The organism is Rhodococcus sp. 06-235-1A (assembly GCF_002258785.1).
GTDB lineage: Bacteria > Actinomycetota > Actinomycetes > Mycobacteriales > Mycobacteriaceae > Rhodococcoides.
In genome coordinates this window covers 59,793-78,154 of the sequence record NZ_NOYI01000018.1, presented here as the reverse complement: position 1 = coordinate 78,154, position 18,362 = coordinate 59,793, and the positions used below count along the sequence as shown (strand labels likewise).

The window sequence follows — 18,362 nt, the reverse complement described above, 5'->3', positions numbered from 1 at the left end:
GATGAGTCACATGCCCAACACCTCACCCGCGTATCGAACGAGTTCGAGATCGTGTTCGGTGGACCGCCGAAGTCGCTGATCTCCAGGATCGGTGTCGAGAACGATTGTCTCTGTGCCCAACTCGGCAAGGAATTCGATGTCCTCGAGGATCTGTTCGATGGACCCGTAGCCGAGGGGGCGGTTCGGCGAATCCACAGGACCGTCCACCGGCAGGAAGTAAATACGGGGAACGAATTCTTTGCCCTCATCCAACGCGGTGGAGCCGGCGATGCACAGTTGCCGCGATGGATGCAGCGGATGCCAACCAGTGCCCAACGCATTGGTCCGGTCGAGTGCGGCTCGGCCGTTGCCGCCGATCCACAGCGGTGGGTGCGGCTTCCGCAGCGGGAGGGGTCCAGCGTGTACCCGGCGGGGCGTTCCGCTCTCTCCTACGAACTCGTATGTCTCGGACGACCATGCGGCACGAAGAGTGTCGAGCATGGCGTCGGTCATTCGCCCTCGCTGGCGGAACGGGACTCCGAGGACGTCGAACGCTTGCTCTGTCCACCCGACGCCGACTCCGACGATGAGTCGTCCCCCGCTGAGCCGGTCGATCGTCGCGGTCGCGTGTGCCAGATGAGCCGGATGACGATGGCTTCCGATCAAGACTCCGCTACCGAGACGGATGGACTCGGTCTGACCCGCGAGCCATGACAGCGTCGCCAGGCACTCGTAGAACGGTGCCGGGGAGCGGCCGTGAGCGTCCTCGGTCAGCACGACGTGATCGGAGAGCAGAACGTTGTCGAAACCGGCGGATTCGGCAGTCCGTGCCCACGCGAGAATCCCTTTCGGATCGATCTGCGGCCCGAAATTCGGGAGATTGATTCCGTATTTCACAGGCGCACCGGTCATGGTCATGGAATCAGTAGTACCTTTCCTCGTGTTCCACCTGCGGCGAGCAGCGAATGAGCCTGCGGTGCTTCGGCGAATCCGAACTCTCGCGCAATAGGAATGCTGAGCGCGCCTGCGGAGACGAGCGCAGCGATCTGCTCGAGACCGGGCCCGTCCTCGTTCACGTAGCTCTTCCCTGGCGTGATGCCGCGCTGGGGCTCGGGTTGATCGCCGTCTTCGATCGAGACGTACGCACCGTCGTCGTGCACGCTGTCGATGGTGTCGACCACGCCTGCCGTATCGACCACGGCGTCGTACACGCCCGCCTGCAGGTCGGCAGGCTCGGTGAACACCCGTCGCGAACCGAGTGCGAGCAGATCATCGACGTCTGACTCCCGCGCGAGTGCGTCGACTCGGTGACCGCGGATCAACAGAAGAGCTGACGCTGTTCGGCCCACCGCGCCGGCCGCGCCCGTCACCAGGACGGTGGATTGCGCTGGGAGAGTGATCTTGTCGAGAAGCTGAACGGCGGTGAGGGCGGCGAGTGGGATTGCTGCTGCGTGCACGAGGCTGGTGCCTGTGGGTGCGTGCGCAAAGAGTGATTCGTCGGCGACGACACGTTCGGCATAGGTACCGAAACGGTGGGCCGGCTGCGCGATCATGCCGATCACGTTGTCGCCCGGCGCAAATCGGGTGACCGATGCTCCGACGGCGACGACAGTGCCCGACACATCCCAACCGAGGACCGCGGGGTACGTCAGTTCGATCGGTAGGAATCCTGAGCGGGTTTTGAGGTCGACCGGATTGACGGCCGCGGCGGCCACCGCCACCGTGATGTCGCCTGGCCCGGAATCGGGTTCGTCCATGTCGGTGACGGTCAGTACATCGGGCCCGCCCTTGGCGGTGACGACGACGGCTCTCATTCGATCTCCTCTTGTGCGTGCCACTTCTTCTCGATGCGAACCTGCAGTGCGGTTCGAGGCTAGACCATTCGTGTATCGATCGCTATGCGAGTAGTCTGAACTGCAGTTGCTGGAGCAAAGCGCAGAATCGGGAGGGCCCATGGCCGGTGTACGAGGGCAGGGGCGGAAATTCGACGTCGACGCTGCGCTGGACAAGGCGATGTTCGCCTTCTGGGAACACGGATACGAAGGCACTTCGGTCTCGGTGCTCACCAGCGCGATGGGCATCAACCCACCGAGTCTGTACAGCGCATTCGGAGGCAAGGAAAAGCTGTTCTTCGCCACGATCGATCGATACCTCGCCACTCGCGGCGACTTCATGGACCGAGCGTTCGCCGAGGAGCCCCAGGCAGCCGAGCTCATCTCGAGACTGCTGTACGAGGCGGCGTCGCACTACACCGACGAGTCATGTCCGGGCGGCTGCCTGATCACCAGCTCGGCCGTCGGGGTCACCGACGCAAATCGAAGCATCGCAGAACGATTGCGCGACATGCGTAATGCCAACGTGTTATTGCTGTCGGAACGCATTTCGGAAAACGTTGCCGACGGCATCCTGCCCTCGTCCTGGGACCCCGTCGACACCTCGGAGTTCATCGGCGTTGTCATCCAAGGCATGTCGCAACGCGCTCGAGACGGGTCAACTCGAAATGAACTAGAACGTGTTGCGGACATGGCTCTCACTGCGTTGGGGCCGGTTTCGAATTCAATCACCAATCAGCTGAACTGAGATGGCGAGCCCACTTCTGTCTGTCTCAACGCTTCGGAGTTCTCCCTCTGTCGACTGAACGCATGATGGTTGGTGAAGTGTTGAATGTGTTGAGATTGTCGTGCTTCTTCGGACGATGAGAGTGGGAAAGAATGAAAATGGGGCGTACTTCACTTCGGGCGGTTGCTATCAGCATCCTGGCCGTGGTCAGCCTGGTATTGCCAGGTTTGAACTCGGTGGCGAACGCTGGCCCGAACGACACCTGGATATACCTGGTTGTGAACAACTCTGCTTGCGGAACAGCAACTCCGCGTGGGATTCTCGGGAATGTGCAGCCGACAGGTTGGACGACCAACTCCTGGGACAATGGTGATTCCGTCATCTATCCACTGGTGCGAAAGAATGTACGAAACAACGTGAGCCTGCAGGTTAGATGCGAAATCAAGCGCGGCTTGGTTTGGGTGCCGGCCGGTTATCGAACGATCAGTCAGAGTATCTACCCCACCACCTTCCAGCAGACTATCCGGGTCGGTTGAAAATCCGGTTCAGCGAGATGAATTAGTCGGAAGGGCCGGCTACCAGCCATCGAGGTGGTAGCCGGGCTCCTGCTGTTGGCTTATGGTGATGATCCGATCTGCAGTTCGATATCAGTTTTCGGGGGGCATGGCGAGATTTATGTACCTGCTCGATGTGGAGCGGAATTAGTTGTCGGTCAAAACACTGTGCTTCGAAACTTGCAGAGCTGATACCCATCACTTGGTTCGAGCAGATGCACGCGCTTGTCGTCGACTCCGGAAGGTATCGGCGGTGAATTCGGACGAGCCCGTGCGCCGTGTCGATCGACGTGGACCGGACCGTTACGAACACAGGGCCGAAGGCAGCCATGTGGGCCAGTCTGCCTGCCCTAAAAGGTGGCCGCGATCGAACCGGGCTATCGTGCGGAACGGGCGCCGCGCCGATGAATTGTCGTACACCTGAGCGCGATCCACCATCTCGATCGCGGAGCGAAGTAGAGGCCACAACCGGTCGTACCGTTCGCGAATTTTAGCCTCTGGGACCGAATGACCGCCTTGATCGACACGGTTTCGTACTCGGGCCACAGCCGTTTCGACGGGAATTGCGATGACGTGCAGCGTCACCAAATAGCCTGCACTGACAGCAGACTGGACCAGCTCGACCTTGGACTCGTGTGAGAAGACGGTCTCGGTGACGAATGACGATCTTGCCGAAAGGAATTCCGCGCGCAGCCCGGCAGCAACTTTTGACGCATCGTAGGCGTGCACAGACTCGGTGCCGGGCCATCGAGCGTGTGCGATCTCGTCGGCATTGACGAACGGAAGATGTGTGACGGGTGACAGTACGCGCGCATTGAACGTGCTCTTGCCGGCACCATTGGGTCCGGCGAGTAGGTGGAGTACCGGATCCGAGATCGGTGTTGTCACGATGGGTTGTCTCGGGGGCGCGCTCTACCGATCTTTGCTCCACTCCACGTTGCCGTGCTCGTCGGACTCGACGTAAGAGCGACCTTCTGCCGTGAACTCACTTTCGAAGTCGAGCGAGTCCGTCGCCAATTCGATCTGTTCGGTCCACTCCGCGCGCGCGACGGCCTGCCTGTGCGGCGTCAGGTCGTCATAGCGTGCCTTACCTGCGAGAACATCGGCAATATCGCGTGCCGAGACGCGATGTGAAAGCTCCATCTCTCGGCCGATCAGCGCCCAGTGTGCAATCTGTTGCGCGGCACTTCGGCTGGCAGCAGATCCGGCCACTTTTGCAGCGTCGTAGAGGTCGTCGTCGATACGTAGAGACGAGGTGGTGCCCATGATGGTGTCCTATCGCCGAAGCAGTACCGCCAGTGTAGCAATCTGCCACAGCAATCTGCTGGGTCTCTTCTATCGAGTGACCGACAGAATTTCGCCACGCCCCAAGGTGATGGTTGTATCGGCGCGTCCCGCACTGTCGGCGTCGTGTGTCGCGACCACCACGACCGCACCACGACCGACCTCCTCGTCGATCACACCGTCGATGATCCGTCGCGCCTCGGCATCGAGGCCGGTGGTGGGCTCGTCGAGCAGGACGAGTTCACCGCTCTCGACGAGCGCTTGAGCGAGTAACGCGCGTTGACGTTGCCCGCCGGACAGTGCCGAGAGTCGTCGTGAGCGCAGCGCGGTCAGTCGGAGGCGTTCAAGCGCACGCTCCACGGCTCGGCGATCATCGGCGGACGCGCGCCCGAGAAGGCCGCGCCGAGGCCAGGTGCCCATGGCGACGACCTCGCCGACGCTGAGAGCCATCCGGTCGTCGACCTCGCTGCGCTGGGGTACGAACGTGACGCGTCGACTCCCGGTATGCACCGAACCTGTCGATGGTTCGACGATCCCGGCAAGAACTTGCAGCAGCGTCGACTTTCCCGAGCCGTTGTGTCCGACAAGAGTTGTGAGAGAACCGGGTTCGAAATGGGCGCTCACGTTGTGCAGAGCGGTCGTGTTTCGGTACCGAACGGAGAGGGACTGCACGGTTACTGATTCGCTCACGATAATCATTATCGCATAGGGTCGGTCTCGTGGATTGGCTACTGGACCCCTTCGCTGTCTCGTTCGTGCAGCGCGCCCTTGTTGCGGGCATGATTGTCTCGATACTGTGCGCCCTCGTCGGAACCTGGGTTGTGTTGCGAGGCATGGCGTTTCTCAGCGAGGCGGTATCGCACGGCATGCTCCCCGGCGTTGCCGTCGCGTATCTTCTCAGTGCCAACCTCCTGGTCGGAGCCGCCATCAGCGCGGTCGCGATGATCGGGGGAGTGGCCTGGGTGACGCGCAATTCGCGATTGTCCGAGGACACCGGAATCGGTTTGCTGTTCGTCGGAATGTTGGCCCTCGGGGTAGTGATCGTCTCGCGGGCGCGGTCGTTCGCCACCGATCTGACGTCGTTCCTGTTCGGTGATGTGCTGTCGGCGACCTACGCCGACCTTGCCTTCCTGATCGTGGCAACGGCGGTCGCGCTTGTGGCCTCGGTGCTCGCGTACCGACCGTTCGTTGCTCTGGTGTTCGACGAGCGCAAAGCTCACACGTTCGGATTCCGGCCTCGCCTCGCGCACGTCGTGCTGCTGGCCCTGGTGGTGTTGGCCATTGTTGCCTCCTTCCGCATCGTGGGAACGCTGCTGGTGTTCGGGTTGCTGGTGGCCCCGTCTGCCACTGCATATCTGTTCGGCCGGTCCATTGCCGTGTCGATGATCATCGCGACGCTCCTCGGATGGTCGGCCACGGTGTTCGGCCTCCTCGTGTCCTGGAACGCCGACACCGCGGCCGGTGCGACGATCGCCGGCCTTGCGGTGATGCAGTTCTTCGTCGTGGCCGCTGCTCGATCGGCTCGGGAGTCGATTCGGGCATAGGCCGAAGAATGGTCTAACGTAAACGACAATCGTTATCAATAGATTGTTTGGAGTGGGTGCGCGTGCGTAGAAGTGTTCTGACCCTCGGAGTCCTCGGACTGGTCGTCGCCGGTTGCGGCAGTACCGACACCGCCGAGGACCCACCCGTCGAGTCGACTGGTTCCGCTCAGCCGGGCAGCGACCTGGCGGCCGAGGCCGGGTCCACCGAAGTGCAAGGTCCCGTGCCGAGGCTCGTTGTGGCCGATGCGGATTCCGGCAAGATCGATGTGCTCGATCTCGCCACCGAAGCGACCGTGCATTCGTTCGACGTCGAGAATGCATCGCGCGTGACGACGATCAACGGCCGCTACATCGTCGCGACCGATGACGACCGAGCACGTTTTCTCGACCCGGGCTCGTGGACCATCGAGCACGGCGACCACTCGCACTCGTACACCAAGCATCCCGTCGATCTCGGTGCACTCGAGGGAGAAAGCCCCGCCCACGTCATCGCGGGAGATCGTAAGGTTGCAGTCTTCTTCGACGGTGCAGGTACGGCAGATGTCGTCGAATTCGATTCCCTCGGTGCAGGTGACACGACCGTCGCAGCAACGGTCGATACCAATCCCCACCATGGCATCGCCGTCCCGTTGTCCGATCACGTCGTCGTCTCGACCGGCGGCACCGAGGACGATCTGCCCACCGGACTCGAGCTACGCGACTCCGCGGGCAATCCTGTTCGAGCGCTGGATGCTTCGTGCCCCGAGATGCACGGCGAGGCGGTGTTCTCGAGCTATTTCGTGGTGGCCTGCGCCGACGGCGTGGTCAAGGTGGACGCGACGAATGACGAGTTCTCCACCACGAAGTTCGCGTATCCGAACCCGGACGCTCGCGCGTTCACCTTCGCCGAAGGAACACGCGGCTCGTTGGTCGCGGCCCCGACCGAGACCGGTGTGCTTGTGCTCGACACCAGAACCGGCGAGTGGGTTCAGGCGCGCACCGAGGGTGAGTCACTCTCGACCGGGGTGTCGAGCGACGGCAAGACCATTCTCTCTCTGCAGGCCGACGGCACATTTCGGGTGTTCGACGCCGTGACCGGGGCCGAAATCTCCTCGACGCCGGTGCTGTCGGCACCGTACGACGAGGCCGCCCCCAAGCCGTCGCTTCACGTGGCGGGCACTCGCGCCTACGTCGCAGACCCGGCTGGGAACGCCGTGATCGAAATCGACTATCGAGACAGCGGCCGCGTCGCGCGCACCTTCGACTTCGATTTCGTTCCCGCCTCGATCGGTGTGGTCGGATCGTGAAAAGAGTTCTGCTGCTGATACTGTCCGCGCTTCTACTGCTGAGTGCGTGCGCCGATTCCGGGAGCTCTGGGGCACCGACGATCGTGGTGACGACCAATATTCTGGGAGACATAACCTCGAACATCGTCGGAGATCAGGCCGAGGTGATGGTGCTCATGCCGCCGAACTCCGACCCACATTCGTTCGACATCTCGGCCTCGGACGCCGCCCGCGTCTCGCGAGCCGATCTGGTGATAGCAAACGGGCTGGGGTTGGAGGAGGGCATCGTGTCGACTGTCGATGCGGCCCGCGCGGAGGGGATCCCGATTGTCGAGGCCGGCCCGGCCGCCGACCCGATTCCGTACGTGAGCGGGCAATCGTCGGGCGCGCAGGACCCACACATCTGGACCGACCCGCAGCGGATGCGCGACGTGGTCGCCCTGATCCGAGACGCGATCACGAACAACATCGACGGCGTTGATGTCGATTCTGCTGCTACTGAATATGATTCGCGACTGGTCGAACTCGACGCCCGAATGGCCGAGCAGTTCGATGTGATTGCTCCCGAGAAACGCAAGCTCGTGACCAATCATCACGTGTTCGGCTACCTGGCGGAGCGCTACGACTTCGAGGTGGTGGGGGCTGTGATTCCCAGTGGGACCACTCTGGCGTCTCCCAGTGCGTCCGACCTGTCGGAGCTCGCCGACACAGTAAGGGAGGCAGGCGTTCGGACGATCTTCGTCGACACCTCGCAACCGGATCGACTCGCGCAGGTGATGGCGTCGGAGGCCGGGATCCGGATCGACGTCGTCTCGCTGTACACCGAATCGCTCGGAGACGAGAATTCCGAGGCTCCGACATACCTCGACATGATGGATTTCAATACTGCGGCTATCGCCATCGGTCTGTCCTAGAGTCGAAAGATGTTGTGACACATGCAATCGTGCGCATCAAGCTCTTTGACAATCGTTTGCAAAAACCTGTACCTCTTTGAGTCATGAAGAACTATCGCACTCAACGAACTGTCGGCGCAGTCATTGCCCTGGGCACCTCGGTGGCCCTACTTGCGGCCTGCTCGTCGGACTCGGCCACCGAAGCTGAGTCCACCACCACCGCTGAAACCGCAGCCGCGCAGCGCGTCTCGGACGCGACGCCGCGTATTGCCACCAGCTACGACGGCGGCGTACTGGTTCTCGACGCCCAGACCCTGGAGACCGTCGAGGACATCAGCGGTATCGAGGGATTCACTCGTCTCAACCCGGCTGGAGACGGCCGCCATGTGTTCATCAGCGGCTCAGGCGCATTCACGGCGCTCGATGCCGGCACCTGGACCGAAGGCTCGACGCATTACACCTCGACCCCCGCCATGACCGACATCGCGTTCGATGCCACAACTCCGGGACACGTCGTTCGTCACGACGGAAAGACCGTCCTGTTCGACGACGGCACCGGCAAGGTCGAGGTGTTCGATTCCGCGGCACTGCTCACGGGTAGCAAGCCCGAGACCCAGGTTTACACCACGCCCGAGGCGCATCACGGTGTGGCCGTGGAGCTCTCGGACGGATCGCTGTTGACGACAGTGGGCAACGAGGACGAGCGCACCGGCATTGTCGTGCTCGACGCCGACCGCAAGGAGATCGCTCGCAACGAAGAATGCCCAGGCGTGCACGGCGAAGCCGTGGCCGCCGACGAGACCGTCGTCGTCGGCTGCGAGGACGGATTGCTTATCTACCGCAACGGTGCCATCACCAAGGTACAGAGCCCGGATGTCTACGGCCGCATCGGCAACCAGGCCGGCGACGAGAAGTCACCCATCCTCCTCGGCGACTACAAGGTCGATCCCGATGCGGAACTCGAGCGTCCCACCCGCGTGTCGCTGACGAACACGGTCACCGGCGAATTGTCACTCGTAGACCTCGGCACCAGCTACACGTTCCGCTCCCTCGGGCGTGGCCCGGCCGGTGAGGCCATCGTCCTCGGTACCGACGGTGCGCTGCACGTCATCGACGTGAACACCAAGGCCGTCACACGGACTATTCCGGTGGTCGACGCGTGGGAAGAGCCCACCGAATGGCAGGAGCCGCGGCCGGCTCTGTTCGTCCAGGACGGCACCGCCTACGTGTCCGAGCCTGCCGACAACTCAGTCCATGCTGTGGACCTGGCTACCGGAACGGTCACGGCTACCGGCGAACTCGCTCACACGCCCAACGAACTGACCGGAGTGACCGGATAGTTCTCGGCACAGTACAAGCCCGGTCGCTGCTGACGATGCGCAGCGACCGGGCTTGTCGCACAAGAGTGGAGTGAGTGGCTACACCAACTCGATGACCTCCAACGCCCCGTCGGCATGGGAACTCCGCAGCCTCTTCTTGTCGTATTTGCCGACACTGGTTTTCGGGACCTCGTCGATGAAGGTCCAGCGCTCCGGCAACTGCCAATGCGCGACGCGACTGTCGAGGAACTCCTTCAACTCCTCGGCTGTCACCGACGCGCCCTCGCGCACAACGACAGCCACCAGGGGCCGTTCGTCCCACTTGGCGTCGGGCACACCGATGACGGCGGCTTCGCGCACGGCCGGATGGCCCATCACCTGGTTCTCGAGCTCCACCGACGAGATCCACTCTCCGCCGGACTTGATGATGTCCTTGGAACGGTCGGTCAGCCGTAGGTAACCGCCCTCGGAGATGGTGCCCACGTCCCCGGTCCGCAGCCAACCGTCGTCGAACTTGTCGTCTGCATCTGCGCGGTAGTAGCTACCGGTGATCCACGGGCCACGCACCTCGAGTTCGCCGACGGCCTGGCCGTCCCACGGCAACACCTCACCGGCGTCGCCGACGAGGCGTGCTCGCACTCCGGCCACGAATCTGCCTTGTGTGCAGCGCAAGTCGAACTCGTCCTCGGGGGACAGTCCCGCGTCGGGCTTACCGGAAGTGCCCAGTGGCGAGGTCTCGGTCATGCCCCACGCCTGGGAGATGTGCACGCCGTACTTCTCGTGGAATGCCCGCATCAAACTCGGCGGGCACGCGCTGCCGCCGACCACCACGTCGCGCAGACTCGACAGATCCGCCGGGTGCTCCTCCAAATGCACGAGCAGGGCCTGCCAGATCGTCGGGACCGCCGCAGCGGCCGTCGGCCGCAGCGTCGACATCATCTCGGCCAACGGAGCCGGCTGCAGAAATCTGTCCGGCATGATCAGGGACGCACCGACCATCAGCGCCGAATAGGGAAGTCCCCACGACATCGCGTGGAACATCGGCACGATGGCCAACACCTTGTCGGACTGCGCGACTGCCATCGCGTCGGTCATACAGCCCTGCATCGAGTGCAGATAGATCGAGCGATGCGAGTACACGACCCCCTTGGGGTCACCGGTGGTGCCCGAGGTGTAACACATTGCGGCAGCGGACCGTTCGTCGAGCTCGGGCCAGCCGAACTCCTCCGGCTGGCCGGCCAGCAAGTCCTCGTAGCCCAGCACCTCGATGCCGTCGGGTGCAGTGACCTGCGCAGGGTCGACGCCGACGACGATGAGATGGCGCACGGTCTCGAACGTCGGCAGCAGGGGCGTCAACAGGGGGAGCAGGCTCGCGTCGGCGATGATCACCTGATCCTCGGCATGGTTGACGATGTAGGTGAGCTGCTCGGGAAAGAGCCGAATGTTCAGCGTGTGCAGCACCGCGCCCATGGCGGGAATCGCCATGTACGCCTCCATGTGCGGGGCGTTGTTCCACATGAACGTCGCGACGCGCTGATCGTCGTCGATGCCGATCGACCGCAGACCGTGCGCCAGTTGCGCTGCCCGCCTGCCCAACTCGCCGAACGTCATAGTGGTGGGGCCGCTGTCGGTCCAGGTGGTGATCTCGGCCGAGGAGTGAATGGACGTCCCGAATCGAACCAGCTGGCCGATGGACAGTGGGGTGTCCTGCATGGTGCTCTTCATCGATCTCGCTCCTGAAGTCTCGGCATACACGTCGTTGTGCTGCGCGTCACACCATGCACGATACGGACTTACTCGGACGCGTGGTCTCGGGTACCTCGGATTCGGGCGTCGACCTCGCGAACGGTGTCCCGATAGATGTCCGACGCGGGATCGATGACGGCGAAATGGCCGCCCGGGCCCTCGATCGAGGCGACCGAATCGGAACCGGCCGACGCCGCGGCGTAGTACGCCCGACTGATCTCGAGCAGGTTGGGGTCGTCGTCCAGTGCACTCACCACAAGATGCGGGACGCCGAGCGGAAGCCTCGAAATCGGCGACGACGCCTCGTAGGTCTCCTGGGCACCGGCGCATCGTGCACCGATCGCAGCGGACACTGCGCCCTCGCCGAGCCACCGCTCGTCCCCGACCCGCAGATCGAGTACCCCGGCCAGACTCACTGCGAGAGCGGGTGACACCGGCTTTCCTGCCGAGTCGGCCGCAAGTCGCAGCGCAAGTTGACCGCCGGCCGAGTGGCCGAACAGAACTGTTCGAGACAGATCCAGATCACCGGGCGCGGTGTTCAGCGCAGCGAGGGCAGCGGACACGTCCCCGGTCATCGTGTCCCACCCGTGTTCGTCGGGGCGACGGTATTCGACGTTCCACGTCGCGAAGCCGCGCTCCGTCAGATCGACGGCCATCGCGTCCATCAGATCGAACTCCCAGCGCGCACGCCAATACCCACCGTGAACGAGCACGGCAACGGGAAAGGGGCCATCACCGACCGGCACGCGCAGTTCGGCGCGCTGCTCCGGGTGATCCCCGTACGACACGATCATGCCGGGGTGGAAGCGGTGGAAATACACGCTGTCGATCGCGAAGCGCAGCCCGTCGAGTCCGCGGCCGCGAATGTGAGTGCGGATGCCTGGAGATCTGTCCGGTGTGCACTGACCCAGATCGACCCGAACGACACTGGTGTACGGCGACATGTCGATCGGGATTCCGTCACCTGGAACGACGATCACCTCATCGGAACCGGTTGCGGTATCGACGATTCCACCGGTCAGACCACGAGCAGCAAGAGTCTGGCTCACCAGTTCCTGCGCCGTCGCGAGATCGGCGAAGACGCCGGGGGCAACGACGATCTGGATGTGCCTCGAAATGTCCGTCATGGGTTCACGCTACCCAGAACGGCGTCGACCGAGCCCGGGACGGTGCGTCCGGACTCGGTCGAAGAACGTGGAGTCGAAGAACGTGGATCAGGCGTCGACGGCCTCGTTCAGCTCACGCAGCCGAGGCAGTGCGCGGTTGGTGAGCAGATCCTCGCGGGTCTCGGCGGACACCGCCATGCTGTCCTTCCAAAGTGAACGGCCTGCCATTGCTCCGCGGGCACCGTTGGCGACGGCGATGCGGACCTGCTCGATGAACGTCTCGTGATCGACACCAGCCGAGAGCACGGCCCACGGAACACCCTGTGCCGCTTCGGTAACGGCTGCGCAGGCCTCGGCGGAGCCGGGGTAGGGGAGCTTGAGCACCTTGGCACCGCACTCGACCGAGATGCGGGTGGAGTCGGCGATGATCTTGCCGAAGCCGGCCTTGTAGTCCTCGTCCGACTCGTCCTCGAGCTGGTAGGTCAGGATCTCGACGATGAGCAGCAGACCCTCGGCAGAGCAGGCCTTGACGAGATCGCGGATCTCCTCGGCCACGCGGGAGTCGACGCCCTGCTGCTCGGGGCGCATGTAGAACAGCATCTTGGCGACGTCGCCGCCGAGATCACGCACGACGCGAGGGGTGACGCCGTCCACGAAGCGGGTGTAGCGCAGGCCGTCGGTCTCCTCGAAGCCCGATGCATCCATGCCGACCACCAAAGCGGTGTTGCGCGAGAGCACACCGTCGTCGACGATCTTCGGCAGTGCCACCTCCGGGTCCAGCAGGATCGCCGGTGCGTGATTGCCGAGGTGGCGAACCAGATCGGCCTTGGCCTCGGCGAGTTGCTCGACGGTGATCGAGCCCGGTCCGTCGGTGGCGTCCTTCATGACGGCCTTCATGCCGTTGCGCTGATCTCCGGCGACGATGAGCATGTTGCCGGCCGCGGTGGAGATGGCAGCCATTCCGCGACGTTCGAGGGTGGTGAGTTCGTTCATCTTCTTCTCCTGGTGGGTGTTGGGGTCGAGCGCAGTCGAGACAACGTTGTCTCACTGCAGAAATGTGGGCTCAGATTTCTATGAGCGTCAGTAGTCGCGCAGCGAAAAGTGCTGCACCGTAGGCGGTGTCCTGGGACCTGGTCGAGACCGAGACGCCGGGCAACACCTGGGCTCGTGCGTGTCGCACGCTGGCCATCCCGGCCCAACCGCCGGTGAGCAATGTCGTTCTGGCAGGCGGGACCTCGGCATCGAGTGCCTCGATGAGTTGAGCCACTTCGTCGTTGCCGTGCAACAGAATCGAACGGAACAGCTCGGCCGAATCGATTCCGTCGGTGCGGACCGTGATGGACAGAACGCCGTCGTCGTTGCGGGCACCCGCGATGTCGATACCGCCGTCGGTGAACGGACCACCCGCAGGCAAGGCGCACACTCGCTGATCCAGTAGATCGCGTCCGGCTCGATCGGTGATGTCGCAGAGCTGCAACGCCCGTCGCATCAGCAAACCGGTCTTCACTCCCGCAACGAGGACGTGTTGGCCCGGCACCACGTGGCGCACCGAATTGATGAGATGCTCGGCCAGCCTGCTCCGTGCGTCGGTGGTCAACGGGGTGTCGAGCACCCGAAGCAGAACCTCGGCGGTACCCATCGACACGTGGTACCGGTCGTGGGGGATCGCTCCGCCGGATACTGCGGAGACGAGATGATCGTGTCCGGCCACGGTCAATCGAGCGCCGGCAATGGTCTCGTGGAGTGTTGGTGCGTCGGCAGTTCCGAGATCTGTTCCGGCGTCGACCAGCGGCGGCATGAAGTCGGGACCGACGCCCAAGTGCGCCAACATCTCTGCCCACGGCTCACCCGTGTCCTGATCGAGGAGTCCGGTGCGCGAACTCAGTGAGAAATCGGCCACCGCACGCCCGCCGAGGGACAGTACGACGAACTCCGGCAGGTTGAACCAGCGAAGCCCGTTCAGGCTCAGTCCGTTGTCGCGCAGATGCGCGATTTTGACGACGGAGACCTGCACGCCGACGGGAAGTCCCGTCTTGCCGGCGAATCGATCGCGCAACTCGGCCGGCAGGGCGTCGACCTGCTCCTGACCGCGCGGATCGAACCAGGCGAAGGCCGGTGCGCGGACAACGTTGTCTTCATCGAGAAGGAAGCCGGTCTCGCCCATCCCGGACACTGCAATGGCGTCGATGCGGGCCGTGGGATCGCCTGCCGCCTCTGGTAGTCGAACAGCGACGGCGTCGAGCAACTGCCCGATGGTGGCCAGCAGGTCCTCGGCGGCGAGGTCGGTGGTTCCGCCCGGGCCGTGCCGCCACGGTGTCGGACTCTGCTCGATGAGCAGTTCGGTTCCGGCATCGTCGGTGACGAGTACTTTGACGCCGGTGCTCCCGAGGTCCAGTCCCGCAACAAGTCTGGGGTTCACGGAGTTGGTCTCATTTCTGTACGGGTAGGGGGAGGGCATGCGAGAGTCTTTCCACCAGCGTGGTGGGCGCTACCTGTTGCTCGGGTTCGAGGTAGGGATCGTCGAAACGCTGCACCAGGCGACCGAACGCCAGTGTGCCGATTCGGTACGGGTCCTGGTCGATACACGTCACCGATGGGCTGACCGCGTCGGCGAGCGAGAAGTTGCCGAACGAGACCATCGCCACATCGGTGCGGTCGATTTCGTGCAGCACCGACACGACAGCCGTGGCATGCCGTGCATTGGCGACGAAGAAGGCCGTTGGCGGGTTACGCAGTGCCAGCAGCTTTTTGACCACCGGCCGCACCGAATCCGCGGCATGGGACACCGGGGGAGCAAGTGCCGCGTCCGGCTTCTGGCCGAGGTCCGCGAGAACATCGAAGTACGCCTCACGGCGCAACTGTGCCGTCTGCAGCCGATCGTCGAAGCCGAGCAACGCAATTCGGGTGTGGCCGCCCTCGACCAATTTCTCGACGGCCCGTTTGGCGGCACCGTAGTCGTCGACGATGACCGAATCGAATCCCGCGATCGAACGGTCGATGGTGACCGTCGGAAGTGTTCGACGACGCGGCACGAGGAAATCGCTGTGGTCGCCGACCGGCGCGAGGATGATGCCGCGGACGTGCTGGCCGGCCAACAATGCGAGTTGGTCACGTTCGCGTTGGGCATCGAACCCGGTGCTGCCGACGATCACCGCGAGTCCGTGTTCGAGGGCTCGATCTTCGACGGCACTGACCAGGGAAGCGAAGAACACGTCGTCGATGGAGTCGACGACGATGCCGATGGTGTTGCCCGATCCCGACTTGAGTGACCGTGCGGCCGAATTGGGGACGTAGTTCAGTGTCTGCACCGCGGCTTCGACGCGTTCGCGGAGCTCGGGCAAGACCGTGTCCACGCCGTTGACGACGCGGGAGACGGTCTTGAAGCTGACGCCTGCCAATGCGGCGACGTCTTTGATGCTTGCGCGCTCGGTCACGTGAACTCTCGATCGAAGGAAGTGTGTCTGCGGTAGTGAAGGTGCGAGACAACGTTGTCTTGTATGATTCCCGCTATGCCTCATGTCTGTCAAGACGTTTCCGTGATCGATCGCGAACGGCTGCCGGTTCTGGTCGTGGCCGGTGCTGCGGGAAGTGGCAAGACGACACTCGGTAGAGAGCTGGCAAGACGGTTCAGAACCGCTCTACTCGACTTGGATACTCTCACCAATCCGCTTCTCGACGAGCTGGATTCGGTGTTGGACGGGCCGCATTGGAACAGTGCGGGGCCGCACTCGGATCGCATCCGGGCCGGCCGATACGCCGTATTGCTCGCTGCTGCAAGGGACCTCGTGGAGATCGGTCAGCGGCCGGTCTTGGTCGCACCCTTCACCCGTGAATTGACGGCGGGTGCGGAGTGGGAACGATTGGTCTCGCACCTGGCCCCGGCCGAGACATTGGTAGTGCATGTCGACGGCTCACCCGAGCTGCTGGCGCGTCGACGCGCCGCGCGCGGAGCGGAGCGTGATGCACATCGGGCGGTGGACGCCCCGGCCGAGAAGCCGCTCGTTCCCCATCTACGTGTCGATGCCGAGCTCCCGACCCCACTGCAGGTCGATCTGGTCGCGCACGCGCTCGAGGATCAGTCGCAGCGGTGATCGGTTCCGGGCGTGCAGGATCGACGCTCGATCAGCTCGACGCCGAGGATGTTTCGGCGCTTGTAGCGCTTGCTCGGATTCTCGATCCGTCCCAGTATTCGCTCGATGGCCAACCGACCGAGTCGAGCAGGATTCTGGTCGATCACCGTCACCGGTGGCATCACCGCATCGGCGAGAGGGAAGTCGCCGAATCCGACGAACGCCAGATGGAGCAGGTCCATCTGCTGCAGTACGGGCACGCACGCCATCGCCACTCGCGCATTGGACAGAAACAGCGCAGTCGGTGGATCGTCGAGTGCCGTCAGTGCGGTCAACGCAGAGCGAGCATCGTCACGGCCCAGCACTCCGAGTGCCACGAGAGCGTCGTCGAAGTCGATCCCTCGTTCCTGCAACGACTCTCGGTATCCCGCCAGACGATTGCGGCTGGTGGGAATGCCTGCGCTGTCGCCGATCACGGCGATACGGGTATGGCCCAGATCGAGAAGATGATCGGTGGCCAACACCGCCCCGCCGTGGTCGTCGTCGACGAAGCTGTCGGCTTTGAGGCCGTCGGGTGACCGGTCGACGAACACTGTCGGTGTCTTGTCGATCCAGCGCTCCAGATATGAGTGGTCCGCACCCGTCGGTGCGATGATCAAGCCGCTCAACTGCCTCCGCAGCAGCGACTCCACCAGGGCCCGCTCGTGCTCACCGTCGTGGCCGAGACTGGTGACCAGAACGGCCATGTCGTCCTCGCGGGCGCGTTCCTCGATTGCTCGAGCGATCGAGGAGAAGAACGGATCGTCGATATCGGGTACGGCGACACCGATAGCTGCAGCCTGGCCGTTGCGAAAGGATGTCGCCATCGAATTGGGCACGTAATTCAGTGACTCGAGTGCATCGGTGACGCGAGCGCGCGTGTCGGGGTCTACGTGCGGGTCGTTGTTGTACACCCGTGAGACGGTCTTGGCACTGACTCTGGCCAGTGCCGCGACATCCTGCATGGTGGTCATGTTCTACCCCCGTCTGCTCGTCGTCCGCTCGTCATCGACTGGTGTAGCCGCCGTCCACCGGCAACGACACCCCGGTCACCATGGAAGCATCATCGCTCAACAGGAACGCAATCGGCGCGGCGATCTCGTCCTCGGTGGCCCAGCGTCCCAGCGGCATCTGCGCCAGGAACGGCTCCTCGATCTCCGGTCGGCCCCAATAGAACGCGGACATCTCGGTCATCACCACGGTGGGATTGACTCCGTTGACCCGGATACCGTGGCGGCCCAGTTCGAGGGCGGAGACGCGAGTGATGTTGTCCAGGGCCGCTTTCGACGAACCGTAGGAGATGTGACCCGTGAGAGCGACGAGGCTGGCCTGGCTCGAGACGTTGACGATCGATCCGACACCGGCGGCGATCATCGCGGGCACCGTGTACTTGATCACCAGCAGTGCGCCACGTGCGTTGATCGCGATGACCTTGTCGAAGATCGAGATGTCGGTGTCCTGAGGCGTTGCGATCTCGCCGCCGAAGCCGGCGCAGTTCACCACCCCGTAGAGCTCGAGGCCTGCAACGGCATCGCGCACGCTGTCCTCTGAGGTCAGGTCGAACGCCAGCGGCTGAGCACCGGTCTCGTCGGCCAGCTTGTCCAATGCATCGACCGACTGGCCGGCTGCGACCACATCGGCGCCATCGGCTACCAGCCGTCGCACCGTGGCAGAGCCGATGCCGCCGCTGGCACCTGTCACCAATATTCTCCGGCCGTCGAACTTCGCCATGGGGGTCTGCCTTTGCTGTTCCGAGTGGTCATGTCATCGATGTCATCTGCTGCGCGTCGGCGCGGTATGTCATCGGTGTCATGGACGGTACCGCAGAGCGCTTCTGTCGGGTCGAAAATCGACCAGATCGCAAATATCTGCAGTTCAGAGACGGTACCATCCGGTCCGATAGCGGTTCGACACTGCGGCGCAATCCTTGTGCAGCGTTTGTGTCATGTCACCGGTGACATGAATTTTCGCGAAACACGTGACAACGCGGGTTGCGTGGGTCAC

General features: G+C 63.3%; 19 protein-coding genes. 7 read left to right on the top strand and 12 right to left on the bottom strand.

Annotated features, from left to right (window positions below):
* Nucleotides 1-6 precede the first annotated feature (6 nt).
* A complete protein-coding gene (locus CH275_RS17340; RefSeq protein WP_256991088.1) occupies nt 7-897 on the bottom strand; it encodes a TIGR03619 family F420-dependent LLM class oxidoreductase in 891 nt (296 codons plus the stop codon).
* A complete protein-coding gene (locus tag CH275_RS17335) occupies nt 894-1,793 on the bottom strand; it encodes an NADP-dependent oxidoreductase (RefSeq protein WP_094679582.1) in 900 nt (299 codons plus the stop codon). The genes CH275_RS17340 and CH275_RS17335 overlap by 4 nt, the downstream gene beginning before the upstream one ends.
* 139 nt (nt 1,794-1,932) lie before the next feature.
* Between CH275_RS17335 and CH275_RS17330 the strand changes: the two genes are divergently transcribed.
* Nucleotides 1,933-2,559 (top strand): TetR/AcrR family transcriptional regulator, encoded by a 627-nt coding sequence (locus CH275_RS17330; protein WP_094679581.1) that lies wholly within the window; start codon nt 1,933-1,935, stop codon nt 2,557-2,559.
* Nucleotides 2,560-2,690: 131 nt separating this feature from the next.
* Complete coding sequence (locus CH275_RS29230; protein ID WP_143546806.1) at nt 2,691-3,074, top strand: hypothetical protein; 384 nt, start codon at nt 2,691-2,693, stop codon at nt 3,072-3,074.
* Between the two features lie 321 nt (nt 3,075-3,395).
* Here the strand turns inward: CH275_RS29230 and CH275_RS17325 are convergent, their stop codons facing one another.
* From CH275_RS17325 to aztA, 3 genes are all read right to left on the bottom strand, one after another.
* Nucleotides 3,396-3,980, bottom strand: coding sequence for a zeta toxin family protein (locus CH275_RS17325; protein WP_256991087.1), 585 nt, complete (start codon nt 3,978-3,980; stop codon nt 3,396-3,398).
* A gap of 24 nt (nt 3,981-4,004) precedes the next feature.
* The gene (locus tag CH275_RS17320) at nt 4,005-4,358 is read right to left on the bottom strand and encodes a TA system antitoxin ParD family protein (protein ID WP_094679580.1); all 354 of its coding nucleotides are present in this window, start codon (nt 4,356-4,358) and stop codon (nt 4,005-4,007) included.
* 69 nt (nt 4,359-4,427) lie between these two features.
* Nucleotides 4,428-5,075, bottom strand: coding sequence for a zinc ABC transporter ATP-binding protein AztA (gene aztA, locus CH275_RS17315; RefSeq protein ID WP_094679579.1), 648 nt, complete (start codon nt 5,073-5,075; stop codon nt 4,428-4,430).
* Nucleotides 5,076-5,095: 20 nt separating this feature from the next.
* Here aztA and aztB point away from each other — a divergent pair, with 20 nt between their 5' ends.
* The 4 genes from aztB (at nt 5,096) to aztD (ending at nt 9,418) form a co-directional block, all read left to right on the top strand.
* Entirely contained in the window at nt 5,096-5,920 is an 825-nt protein-coding gene (aztB, locus tag CH275_RS17310) for a zinc ABC transporter permease AztB (protein WP_094679578.1), read from the top strand.
* 62 nt (nt 5,921-5,982) lie between these two features.
* Complete coding sequence (locus CH275_RS17305) at nt 5,983-7,206, top strand: hypothetical protein (RefSeq protein ID WP_256991086.1); 1,224 nt, start codon at nt 5,983-5,985, stop codon at nt 7,204-7,206.
* Nucleotides 7,203-8,099 carry a zinc ABC transporter substrate-binding protein AztC gene (aztC, locus tag CH275_RS17300; RefSeq protein ID WP_094679577.1) on the top strand — a complete coding sequence of 299 codons (897 nt, stop codon included), beginning with the start codon at nt 7,203-7,205 and terminating at the stop codon, nt 8,097-8,099. The genes CH275_RS17305 and aztC overlap by 4 nt, the downstream gene beginning before the upstream one ends.
* Nucleotides 8,100-8,182: 83 nt before the next feature.
* Nucleotides 8,183-9,418 (top strand): zinc metallochaperone AztD, encoded by a 1,236-nt coding sequence (gene aztD / locus CH275_RS17295; protein ID WP_094679576.1) that lies wholly within the window; start codon nt 8,183-8,185, stop codon nt 9,416-9,418.
* 78 nt (nt 9,419-9,496) lie between these two features.
* Here the strand turns inward: aztD and CH275_RS17290 are convergent, their stop codons facing one another.
* The 5 genes from CH275_RS17290 to CH275_RS17270 all read right to left on the bottom strand — a co-directional run bounded on the left by CH275_RS17290 (nt 9,497) and on the right by CH275_RS17270 (nt 15,683).
* Nucleotides 9,497-11,122 (bottom strand): long-chain fatty acid--CoA ligase, encoded by a 1,626-nt coding sequence (locus tag CH275_RS17290; protein ID WP_094679575.1) that lies wholly within the window; start codon nt 11,120-11,122, stop codon nt 9,497-9,499.
* Between the two features lie 68 nt (nt 11,123-11,190).
* Nucleotides 11,191-12,270: an alpha/beta hydrolase gene (locus CH275_RS17285; protein WP_094679574.1), complete on the bottom strand. Its 1,080-nt coding sequence runs from the start codon at nt 12,268-12,270 to the stop codon at nt 11,191-11,193.
* A gap of 87 nt (nt 12,271-12,357) precedes the next feature.
* Entirely contained in the window at nt 12,358-13,242 is an 885-nt protein-coding gene (locus CH275_RS17280) for a tagatose-bisphosphate aldolase (protein ID WP_094679573.1), read from the bottom strand.
* Nucleotides 13,243-13,312: 70 nt separating this feature from the next.
* Entirely contained in the window at nt 13,313-14,668 is a 1,356-nt protein-coding gene (locus tag CH275_RS17275) for an FGGY-family carbohydrate kinase (protein ID WP_218828802.1), read from the bottom strand.
* 10 nt (nt 14,669-14,678) lie between these two features.
* Complete coding sequence (locus tag CH275_RS17270; protein ID WP_179276204.1) at nt 14,679-15,683, bottom strand: LacI family DNA-binding transcriptional regulator; 1,005 nt, start codon at nt 15,681-15,683, stop codon at nt 14,679-14,681.
* 102 nt (nt 15,684-15,785) lie between these two features.
* Between CH275_RS17270 and CH275_RS17265 the strand changes: the two genes are divergently transcribed.
* A complete protein-coding gene (locus tag CH275_RS17265; RefSeq protein ID WP_179276203.1) occupies nt 15,786-16,340 on the top strand; it encodes an AAA family ATPase in 555 nt (184 codons plus the stop codon).
* On the opposite strand, the gene CH275_RS17260 is transcribed toward CH275_RS17265, so the two are convergent.
* The gene (locus CH275_RS17260) at nt 16,325-17,332 is read right to left on the bottom strand and encodes a LacI family DNA-binding transcriptional regulator (RefSeq protein WP_094679570.1); all 1,008 of its coding nucleotides are present in this window, start codon (nt 17,330-17,332) and stop codon (nt 16,325-16,327) included. The two genes, CH275_RS17265 and CH275_RS17260, sit on opposite strands and share 16 nt — an antisense overlap.
* Nucleotides 17,333-17,363: 31 nt before the next feature.
* Complete coding sequence (locus tag CH275_RS17255; protein WP_094679569.1) at nt 17,364-18,089, bottom strand: SDR family oxidoreductase; 726 nt, start codon at nt 18,087-18,089, stop codon at nt 17,364-17,366.
* Nucleotides 18,090-18,362 lie beyond the last annotated feature (273 nt).

What these genes read in the sequence shown, in the direction of transcription:
- CH275_RS17340 (WP_256991088.1), bottom strand. Translation starts at nt 897, where the DNA reads ATGACCATGACCGGTGCGCCTGTGAAATACGGAATCAATCTCCCGAAT.
- CH275_RS17335 (WP_094679582.1), bottom strand. Translation starts at nt 1,793, where the DNA reads ATGAGAGCCGTCGTCGTCACCGCCAAGGGCGGGCCCGATGTACTGACC.
- CH275_RS17330 (WP_094679581.1), top strand. Translation starts at nt 1,933, where the DNA reads ATGGCCGGTGTACGAGGGCAGGGGCGGAAATTCGACGTCGACGCTGCG.
- CH275_RS29230 (WP_143546806.1), top strand. Translation starts at nt 2,691, where the DNA reads ATGAAAATGGGGCGTACTTCACTTCGGGCGGTTGCTATCAGCATCCTG.
- CH275_RS17320 (WP_094679580.1), bottom strand. Translation starts at nt 4,358, where the DNA reads ATGGGCACCACCTCGTCTCTACGTATCGACGACGACCTCTACGACGCT.
- aztA (WP_094679579.1), bottom strand. Translation starts at nt 5,075, where the DNA reads ATGATTATCGTGAGCGAATCAGTAACCGTGCAGTCCCTCTCCGTTCGG.
- aztD (WP_094679576.1), top strand. Translation starts at nt 8,183, where the DNA reads ATGAAGAACTATCGCACTCAACGAACTGTCGGCGCAGTCATTGCCCTG.
- CH275_RS17290 (WP_094679575.1), bottom strand. Translation starts at nt 11,122, where the DNA reads ATGAAGAGCACCATGCAGGACACCCCACTGTCCATCGGCCAGCTGGTT.
- CH275_RS17285 (WP_094679574.1), bottom strand. Translation starts at nt 12,270, where the DNA reads ATGACGGACATTTCGAGGCACATCCAGATCGTCGTTGCCCCCGGCGTC.
- CH275_RS17280 (WP_094679573.1), bottom strand. Translation starts at nt 13,242, where the DNA reads ATGAACGAACTCACCACCCTCGAACGTCGCGGAATGGCTGCCATCTCC.
- CH275_RS17260 (WP_094679570.1), bottom strand. Translation starts at nt 17,332, where the DNA reads ATGACCACCATGCAGGATGTCGCGGCACTGGCCAGAGTCAGTGCCAAG.
- CH275_RS17255 (WP_094679569.1), bottom strand. Translation starts at nt 18,089, where the DNA reads ATGGCGAAGTTCGACGGCCGGAGAATATTGGTGACAGGTGCCAGCGGC.